Origin of the sequence: Clostridium uliginosum, from assembly GCF_900112485.1 — a bacterium.
GTDB classification, from domain to species: Bacteria; Bacillota; Clostridia; order Clostridiales; family Clostridiaceae; genus Clostridium; species Clostridium uliginosum.
Map to the genome: position 1 here is coordinate 229,635 of NZ_FOMG01000003.1, position 8,222 is coordinate 237,856.

Sequence of the window (8,222 nt, forward strand, 5' to 3'; positions counted from 1 at the left end):
ATTAATATGAGTTATATTAGAAAATAGTGCATAAAATCTAAATAAAAGGAGATTTTTTTAATGAAGGAAGGAAAGTTAGATTTCGAAGATTTAAGAAAAATAATATTAGATAATAAAACAATTAAGAGAAAAGAAGTAAAAGTTAGAAATGATGTTGGAGAAGATTGTGCAATTATAGATTTTGGAAATTGTGAGGGGATATTTTCTACTGATCCAATAACTGGTGCAAGTAAAAATGTTGGAAAACTTGCAGTACATATAAATTGTAACGATATTGCATCAGCCGGCGGAGAACCAATAGCTATAATGATTACAATTTTAGCACCTACATCTTCAACATTAGATGAAATAAATCAAGTTATGAGTGAAATTAATGAGGAAGCAGCTAAAATAGGAGTAGAAATAATAGGAGGCCATACAGAGGTTACTACAGCTGTTAATAAAATGGTTATATCTATAACAGCAATAGGAAAGAACTTAATAGGAAAGTCTATTAAGACGGCAGGTGCACAACTTGGTGATGAAATAATAGTTACTAAAGATATAGCTTTAGAGGGAACTTATATTTTGATAAATGATTATGAAGAGCGTGCTAAGAGGGTTTTATCAGAAAAAGAATTAGAATTTGGGAAAACGCTAATAGATAGAATAAGTGTATTAAAAGAAGGTCAAATATCTGGATTATTTGGAGTACATTCAATGCATGATATTACAGAAGGCGGATTACTTGGAGGACTGTTTGAAGTAGCGATGGCAGCTGATAAAGGATTTAAGATATATAAAGATAGAATACCAATGCTAGAGATAACTAAAAAATTAGCAAAGGAATTTAAAATAGATCCATTAAGATTAATTTCATCTGGAAGTATGTTAATTACAACTAGTAATGGAGAAAAACTTATTGAAAAGCTTAATGAAAATGGAATCAAGGCAACTATAATTGGAAAAATATCTAAAAAGGATGGTATTCTAGTTGATGGACAAAAAGAAATAAATGTAGAACCACCTAAAAGAGATGAATTATTTAAGGTTTCTGAAAAAGAATAATGAGATGAATATAAAATAATAATTGTTTGTTATTTTTTCATAATGCTTATAATTAAATGGAATTGGAGTGTGATTTTGGTGAGACATGATGGAAGAAAAAATGATCAAATAAGACATGTAAAGGTAACTAGAAACTATACAAAGTATGCGGAAGGATCAGTATTTATAGAGGTTGGAGATACAAAGGTTTTATGTAATGTATCTATTGAAGATAGAGTACCGCCATTTGTTAAAGGAACTGGTGCAGGATGGATTACAGCAGAGTATAATATGCTTCCAAGATCAACTGGAACAAGAAAGGTAAGAGATATTGCTAGGTTGAAGATTGATGGAAGAACTATGGAAATACAACGTTTGATAGGAAGAGCTTTAAGATCAGTTGTAGATTTAAAGGCATTAGGAGAGAAAACCTTATGGATTGATTGCGATGTTATTCAAGCAGATGGAGGCACTAGAACTACTTCTATTTCTGGGGCATTTATAGCCTTGGTTGATGCTGTTAATAAATTACATAAAATTAAACCTTTTAAGGTGTATCCTATTAGAAGTTTTGTTGCAGCAACTAGTATAGGAATATTAGATGATGAAAAAATATTAGATTTATGCTATGAAGAAGATTCTAAAGCCAAGGTGGATATGAATGTTATCATGACTGATGAAGGAAGCTTTGTAGAAGTTCAAGGTACAGGAGAAGAAAGTCCTTATACAAGAGCAGAGTTAAATGAATTATTAGACTTAGGAGAAAAAGGAATAAAACAAATGATTCAAGTGCAAAAAGATGCACTTAAAATGGATTCTCTATGGATTGGTACAGGAGGAAACAACTAATATTATGAAAAAAATAATCTTAGCCAGTAATAATGCTAAAAAAATAAAAGAAATAAAAGAAATATTAAATGATATTGATGTAGAAATAAAATCGTTAAGTGATGAAGGAATAGATATAGATGTAATAGAAGATGGAAAAACATTTGAAGAAAATGCTAAAAAGAAAGCTAAAGAGATATATGAATTTTTATTATCAAGAGGAGATAAAAATTTTATTGTACTATCAGATGATTCAGGACTAGAAGTTAATTACTTAGGGGGAGAACCAGGTATATACTCCGCTAGATACGCAGGAGAACATGGTAATGATGATAAAAACAATCAGAAACTTTTGAAGAACCTGAAAGGCGTAGGAGCAGACAAAAGAGATGCAAAATTTATCTGTCAAATAGCTTTATTTAATGATGATGGAAAATATTTTGGAATTACAGGAGAAGTTAAAGGGTATATACTAGATGATATAGAAGGTAATGGAGGATTTGGATATGATCCATTGTTTTTCTATCCTCCTTTAAATAAAAGTTTTGGGGAATTAACTGCAGATGAAAAGAATTTAGTAAGTCATAGAGGAAAAGCATTGCTAAAATTAAAAGATTTAATAATAAAGTTAAGGCATAGTAAAATAAATAACTAGTCAAAGATTATTAGGATTTTTTGAACTAGAGAAGGAAGTGAATGCAGTTAATACTACTGTTATCAGTTGCATTTACTGATGCAGTATAGTACAAAAAAGACAAGAAGATTGACTAGTTATTTATTTGGAGATGCCCAATAAAGTAGTAGGAGATTAGTAATATGTTAATTGCAGTTTTAAGTGATACTCACAGAATGGGAAAGTATATTAATATGGTTAGAGAACATATTAAAAAAGCAGATATATTAATACATTTAGGTGATAATGTTGAAGATGCAGAAGAATTGTCCAGTAATTTTCATGGAGAAGTATATATTGTTAGTGGAAATTGTGATTATTCAACTAAATACCCTAAGGAAAGAGTTATAGAAATAGAAGATAAAAGAATTTTTCTTACTCATGGAGATTTATATGGGGTAAAATATAACTTAAACAATATTTATTATAGAACAAGAGAACTAGATGCTGATATAGCCCTTTTTGGACATACACATAAATCAATAATAGAAAAAGTTCACAACATAACTTTAATGAATCCAGGAAGTTTATCGTTACCTAAAAATGAAGGTAGATACATTGGTTTTTTAGAACTTAATAAAGGTGAAGAACCTAATATCTATCTTGAAGAAATCAGTGTTAATTAGAATAATATACTATTATAATTTAAATAAATATAAGAATTTATACATATTTAAGAGGTCAATATAATCAAAAAATAAATTATTTTTTAAAAAGGTATTGACGAATTAAATTGAATATTGTAGAATAGTCATTGTCGTCAGGAAATGAAGAAATGACTTCGGGGTGTGGCGCAGATGGGAGCGCGCGTGGTTTGGGACCATGAGGCCGCAGGTTCAATCCCTGTCACCCCGACCAATAAAAATCTTAATAATATGCGGGTGTTGCTTAATGGTAAAGCTCTAGCCTTCCAAGCTAGCCACGTGAGTTCGATTCTCATCACCCGCTCCATTAAGAAGATTTGATGTTTGGAAAAAATGTTAAAAAAATCTTGACAAAAAACACAAAACAGTTTACAATAATAAAGGTTCTGAAAAAAGAATATGCGTCTTTAGCTCAGCTGGATAGAGCAACGCCCTTCTAAGGCGTGGGCCGGGGGTTCGAATCCCTTAAGACGCACCATTTTATATCGGGGTGTGGCGCAGATGGGAGCGCGCGTGGTTTGGGACCATGAGGCCGCAGGTTCAATCCCTGTCACCCCGACCAATAAAATATTAATAATAAAAAAAATACATAATATGCGGGTGTTGCTTAATGGTAAAGCTCTAGCCTTCCAAGCTAGCCACGTGAGTTCGATTCTCATCACCCGCTCCATTAAACATTTAGATGTTTGAAAAAAGAATATGCGTCTTTAGCTCAGCTGGATAGAGCAACGCCCTTCTAAGGCGTGGGCCGGGGGTTCGAATCCCTTAAGACGCACCATTGTGGTGAACGTAGTTCAGTTGGTAGAGCGCCAGTTTGTGGTACTGGTTGTCGTGGGTTCGAGCCCCATCGTTCACCCCATAAAATGGGATGTCGCCAAGCGGTAAGGCAATGGACTTTGACTCCATTACGCGTAGGTTCGAATCCTGCCATCCCAGCCATTTTATTTTGGTTCACTAGCTCAGTCGGTAGAGCACATGACTTTTAATCATGGTGTCCCGGGTTCGATTCCCGGGTGAGCCACCAATTAAATATTAAAAATGCAGATGTGGCGGAATTGGCAGACGCACTAGACTTAGGATCTAGCGCCTTCGGGTGTGGGGGTTCGACTCCCTTCATCTGCACCAAATGCGGAAGTGACTCAATGGTAGAGTGCCACCTTGCCAAGGTGGAGGTTGCGAGTTCGAATCTCGTCTTCCGCTCCATTTATATTTATAATAATGCGGGTGTTGCTTAATGGTAAAGCTCTAGCCTTCCAAGCTAGCCACGTGAGTTCGATTCTCATCACCCGCTCCATTTTATGCGTGATTAGCTCAGTTGGTAGAGCACCTGACTCTTAATCAGGGTGTCCAGGGTTCGAATCCCTGATGACGCACCATTGTGGTGAACGTAGTTCAGTTGGTAGAGCGCCAGTTTGTGGTACTGGTTGTCGTGGGTTCGAGCCCCATCGTTCACCCCATATATTGGGATGTCGCCAAGCGGTAAGGCAATGGACTTTGACTCCATTACGCGTAGGTTCGAATCCTGCCATCCCAGCCATTTATTTTGGTTCACTAGCTCAGTCGGTAGAGCACATGACTTTTAATCATGGTGTCCCGGGTTCGATTCCCGGGTGAGCCACCAATTAAATATTAAAAATGCAGATGTGGCGGAATTGGCAGACGCACTAGACTTAGGATCTAGCGCCTTCGGGTGTGGGGGTTCGACTCCCTTCATCTGCACCAAATGCGGAAGTGACTCAATGGTAGAGTGCCACCTTGCCAAGGTGGAGGTTGCGAGTTCGAATCTCGTCTTCCGCTCCAAATAATTTTATAATATGCGGGTGTTGCTTAATGGTAAAGCTCTAGCCTTCCAAGCTAGCCACGTGAGTTCGATTCTCATCACCCGCTCCAATATTAAAAACAACTGAAATCAGTTGTTTTTTTGTTTATAAATTAAAGAACATATGCACCTATAGCTCAGCTGGATAGAGCGTTGGACTTCGAATCCAAGCGTCGCAGGTTCGAATCCTGTTAGGTGTACCAAGAAGTAAGTAATAGCAATAGTTTAAAGAAATTTAGACTGTTGCTATTTTTATTACTACAACCTTTATTTTTGGGTATGTTTTAAGTGGATGTTGATATTGTAATATAAAGCTCATGGACAGTGGAATTCACTTTAAGAACTCTAAAATAAAAATTAGTCCTATTAATGCATGCTCCCAATCAAAGATTGTGACAAGCAATTAATAGGACTAATATTCAAGGAAACTCGACTCATGTGCATTCGCTGAGTAAGTTCAAAAACAAAATGTAAAATTTTGATTTTCACTTAAGAGTTCTACAAAGTAAATTCCAATGCCAGTTCGCCTTTATATTAAAATATCAACACTATTTTAAAACATAGCCTTATTTTTTTATATAAATGAATAATTAGATATTATTAGTTCAGTTTGCGTTTATATAAGAATCTTTGACTAGTTATTTATTTTACAATGCCTTAAAGCTACCTCATGATTTTTATTTATTATTATTTTAAAAGTAAGGTATTATTTATAGGAATAAATTAAATACTAAAAGAGAATATAAATAATAATTGTTAGGAGATTTTAAGCTGTGATGAAGCAAAAGATTAAAAAAATTAGAAAAAAATTAACGATATTTATTTTAATAATTTCATTATGTTTGAATAATAATTATGTATACGCATATGAAAATAATATACATAATGAAAGCAATATGATTAATATAAGTCAGAGAAATGTAAGACTAGAAGATGATTTTTATAATGCAATAAATAAAGACTGGTTAAAAAAAGCGAAACTTCCAAGTGGATACACAACGTATGGTACATTTGAAGAGACTGGAATTAAAGTTAATCAAAATATAAAGAACATAATTGAAAATATACAAAAAAATAGAGAAGAATATATAGAAAATAGTGATGAATTAAAAATTATAAATTTATATGAGAATTATTTAGATAATAAAAGTAAAAAACAACAAGGAATAGATCCTATAAGCAAGTATATAAATAAAGTAAATACCATAAAAACACTAGGTGATTTAAGAGAGATATTAGGAAATCGTGAATACTTACATCTACAATCTTTAATTACAGTTGGTGTAGATGCAGATTTGAAAAATAGTGATACAAACATTCTTTACATAGGAGAATCTAATCTAGGATTAGGAAATTCTGAATATTATAAAGATAATAGTAATAAAGGGAAGAAGATACAAAAAGCTTACAAAAAGTACATTGCTAAATTATATACTTTGTATGGAGATTCTAAAAGTATAGCTAATAAAAAAACTAAAAACTTCTATGATATGGAAGAAAAACTAGCTAAAATTATACCTACTATAAAAGAAAGGGCAGAAGATTCAGATAGAATAAATAAATTTTATAATATATATAAATTAGAAGAATTAGATGAGTTAGCTCCAAATATAAAATTTTCAAGAATATTAGAATGCTTAAATTTAAGTAATGCTGAAAAAATAGTTGTAAATAATCCTGAAGAAATTAAAGTTATTGATACTTTAATTAATGTAAACGATATTGAAAATATAAAAAATTTTATAATTACCAATATATTAATGAAAACTGCTGATTTCCTTTCAATAGATTTTAGAGATGCTAGTAATGATTTAAACAAAATATTATATGGATCATGTGATAATGTTTTAGATGAAGATAAAGCTGTTGGCTTAGTAAATTCTATGTTATGTGAACAAGTAGGTAAAATATATGTTAAAGAGTATTTCAGCGAAGAATGTAAAAATGAGGTTGAAGGAATAACAAAAGAAATAATAAATAATTTTAAAAAGAGAATAAATAACCTTACATGGATGAGTACAATAACTAAAGAAAAAGCATTAAAGAAGCTTGAAACAATTAATGTTAAGATAGGATATCCAAACAAATGGAATGATTATTCTGCATTAACCATAAGAAGTTATGCTGAAGGTGGGTCTTTAGTAGAAAATTTAATTAATATCTATAATTTAGAGACTGAAAAAGAATTTTCTTATTTAAATTATAAGGTAGATAATGACTCTTGGGCAATGAGTCCTCAGACGGTAAATGCATATTACAATCCTATAAGAAATGAAATAGTCTTTCCAGCAGCTATACTACAAAATCCTTTTTATGATAGGAAAAGTAGTAAAGAAAAGAACTTAGGGGGAATTGGAGTAGTTATTGGTCATGAATTAACTCATGCTTTTGATAATGTTGGATCGCAATTTGATGAAACTGGAAGATTAAATAACTGGTGGACAGATTCAGATTATAATGAGTTTAATAACAGAAGTAAAAAGGTTATAGCATATTATTCAAGTATAGAATTAGAAAATGGAGAATTTGTTAATGGAAAATTAACAGTAGGAGAAAATATTAGTGATTTAGGTGGAGTAGCATGTGTTTTAGACATTGCTAAAGAACTAGAAAATTCTAATTTAAAAGATTTATTTGAAAACTATGCAACAATCTGGAAAGGTATTTCTACTAAAGAGATGAAATTATATTTGTTAAGAAATGATGTACATTCACCTAAAAAGGTAAGAGTAAATGGTGTTTTAAGTCAATTTGAGGAGTTTTATAAAACTTATGATATAAATAGTGAGGACAAAATGTATGTATATCCTGAAAATCGAGTAGGTTTATGGTGAAATCTATATTTCAAATAGGAAACTTATCCTAGCGTATCAATATATGAATAATTGAGAAAAATAACAAAAAACAAATTAAATTAATCATATTTAATAAATACCAGTATTAATTATCATATTCATAAAATATCTTGTGATAAAATAAATCTTGTCGTCACGAGAAACGATGAAAAAACACTTAAATGATTGAAAAAAAGTGTTGACAGAGTTTTTAAGTGGTGATAAGATAATGAAGTCGCTTAAGTGCGACAAGATCTTTGAAAATTGAACAGAATATTAATAAATAGACCAGCAATTTTTATTGAGTAAGCTAAGATTAAACTTTTTAATGAGAGTTTGATCCTGGCTCAGGACGAACGCTGGCGGCGTGCCTAACACATGCAAGTCGAGCGATGAAG

General features: G+C 31.9%; 5 protein-coding genes, 20 tRNA genes and 1 rRNA gene. All 26 read left to right on the top strand.

The window, feature by feature from the left end; all coding sequences use genetic code 11:
- Positions 1–60 precede the first annotated feature (60 nt).
- Positions 61–1,047, top strand: coding sequence for an AIR synthase family protein (locus tag BM027_RS03795; RefSeq protein ID WP_090088930.1), 987 nt, complete (start codon positions 61–63; stop codon positions 1,045–1,047).
- Positions 1,048–1,125: 78 nt separating this feature from the next.
- Entirely contained in the window at positions 1,126–1,875 is a 750-nt protein-coding gene (rph, locus tag BM027_RS03800) for a ribonuclease PH (RefSeq protein ID WP_090088932.1), read from the top strand.
- Between the two features lie 4 nt (positions 1,876–1,879).
- Positions 1,880–2,509, top strand: coding sequence for an XTP/dITP diphosphatase (locus tag BM027_RS03805; protein WP_090088933.1), 630 nt, complete (start codon positions 1,880–1,882; stop codon positions 2,507–2,509).
- Between the two features lie 161 nt (positions 2,510–2,670).
- Positions 2,671–3,153 carry a YfcE family phosphodiesterase gene (locus BM027_RS03810; RefSeq protein ID WP_090088935.1) on the top strand — a complete coding sequence of 161 codons (483 nt, stop codon included), beginning with the start codon at positions 2,671–2,673 and terminating at the stop codon, positions 3,151–3,153.
- A gap of 156 nt (positions 3,154–3,309) precedes the next feature.
- Positions 3,310–3,385, top strand: a tRNA-Pro gene (locus BM027_RS03815).
- Between the two features lie 19 nt (positions 3,386–3,404).
- A tRNA-Gly gene (locus tag BM027_RS03820) sits at positions 3,405–3,478 on the top strand.
- Positions 3,479–3,572: 94 nt separating this feature from the next.
- Positions 3,573–3,649: transfer RNA gene (locus tag BM027_RS03825), tRNA-Arg, on the top strand.
- An 8-nt stretch (positions 3,650–3,657) separates the two neighbouring features.
- Positions 3,658–3,733 (top strand) — tRNA-Pro (locus BM027_RS03830).
- Positions 3,734–3,767: 34 nt separating this feature from the next.
- Positions 3,768–3,841 (top strand) — tRNA-Gly (locus BM027_RS03835).
- Positions 3,842–3,872: 31 nt separating this feature from the next.
- Positions 3,873–3,949: transfer RNA gene (locus BM027_RS03840), tRNA-Arg, on the top strand.
- A 5-nt stretch (positions 3,950–3,954) separates the two neighbouring features.
- Positions 3,955–4,030, top strand: a tRNA-His gene (locus tag BM027_RS03845).
- A 5-nt stretch (positions 4,031–4,035) separates the two neighbouring features.
- A tRNA-Gln gene (locus tag BM027_RS03850) sits at positions 4,036–4,110 on the top strand.
- Positions 4,111–4,119: 9 nt separating this feature from the next.
- A tRNA-Lys gene (locus tag BM027_RS03855) sits at positions 4,120–4,195 on the top strand.
- 16 nt (positions 4,196–4,211) lie between these two features.
- A tRNA-Leu gene (locus BM027_RS03860) sits at positions 4,212–4,296 on the top strand.
- Positions 4,297–4,299: 3 nt separating this feature from the next.
- Positions 4,300–4,374, top strand: a tRNA-Gly gene (locus tag BM027_RS03865).
- A 17-nt stretch (positions 4,375–4,391) separates the two neighbouring features.
- Positions 4,392–4,465: transfer RNA gene (locus BM027_RS03870), tRNA-Gly, on the top strand.
- A 6-nt stretch (positions 4,466–4,471) separates the two neighbouring features.
- Positions 4,472–4,547: transfer RNA gene (locus BM027_RS03875), tRNA-Lys, on the top strand.
- A 5-nt stretch (positions 4,548–4,552) separates the two neighbouring features.
- Positions 4,553–4,628: transfer RNA gene (locus tag BM027_RS03880), tRNA-His, on the top strand.
- A 5-nt stretch (positions 4,629–4,633) separates the two neighbouring features.
- Positions 4,634–4,708, top strand: a tRNA-Gln gene (locus BM027_RS03885).
- Between the two features lie 8 nt (positions 4,709–4,716).
- A tRNA-Lys gene (locus tag BM027_RS03890) sits at positions 4,717–4,792 on the top strand.
- A 16-nt stretch (positions 4,793–4,808) separates the two neighbouring features.
- Positions 4,809–4,893, top strand: a tRNA-Leu gene (locus BM027_RS03895).
- Positions 4,894–4,896: 3 nt separating this feature from the next.
- Positions 4,897–4,971 (top strand) — tRNA-Gly (locus BM027_RS03900).
- A 16-nt stretch (positions 4,972–4,987) separates the two neighbouring features.
- Positions 4,988–5,061 (top strand) — tRNA-Gly (locus BM027_RS03905).
- A 55-nt stretch (positions 5,062–5,116) separates the two neighbouring features.
- Positions 5,117–5,193, top strand: a tRNA-Arg gene (locus tag BM027_RS03910).
- Between the two features lie 573 nt (positions 5,194–5,766).
- Positions 5,767–7,824 (top strand): M13 family metallopeptidase, encoded by a 2,058-nt coding sequence (locus BM027_RS03915; protein ID WP_175559933.1) that lies wholly within the window; start codon positions 5,767–5,769, stop codon positions 7,822–7,824.
- A 324-nt stretch (positions 7,825–8,148) separates the two neighbouring features.
- Positions 8,149–8,222 (top strand): 16S ribosomal RNA (locus BM027_RS03920); the annotation flags it as partial.

Bases quoted from the DNA above. Each gene is read 5' to 3' on its own strand.
- BM027_RS03795 (WP_090088930.1), top strand. From the start codon at position 61: ATGAAGGAAGGAAAGTTAGATTTCGAAGATTTAAGAAAAATAATATTA.
- BM027_RS03805 (WP_090088933.1), top strand. From the start codon at position 1,880: ATGAAAAAAATAATCTTAGCCAGTAATAATGCTAAAAAAATAAAAGAA.
- BM027_RS03810 (WP_090088935.1), top strand. From the start codon at position 2,671: ATGTTAATTGCAGTTTTAAGTGATACTCACAGAATGGGAAAGTATATT.
- BM027_RS03915 (WP_175559933.1), top strand. From the start codon at position 5,767: ATGAAGCAAAAGATTAAAAAAATTAGAAAAAAATTAACGATATTTATT.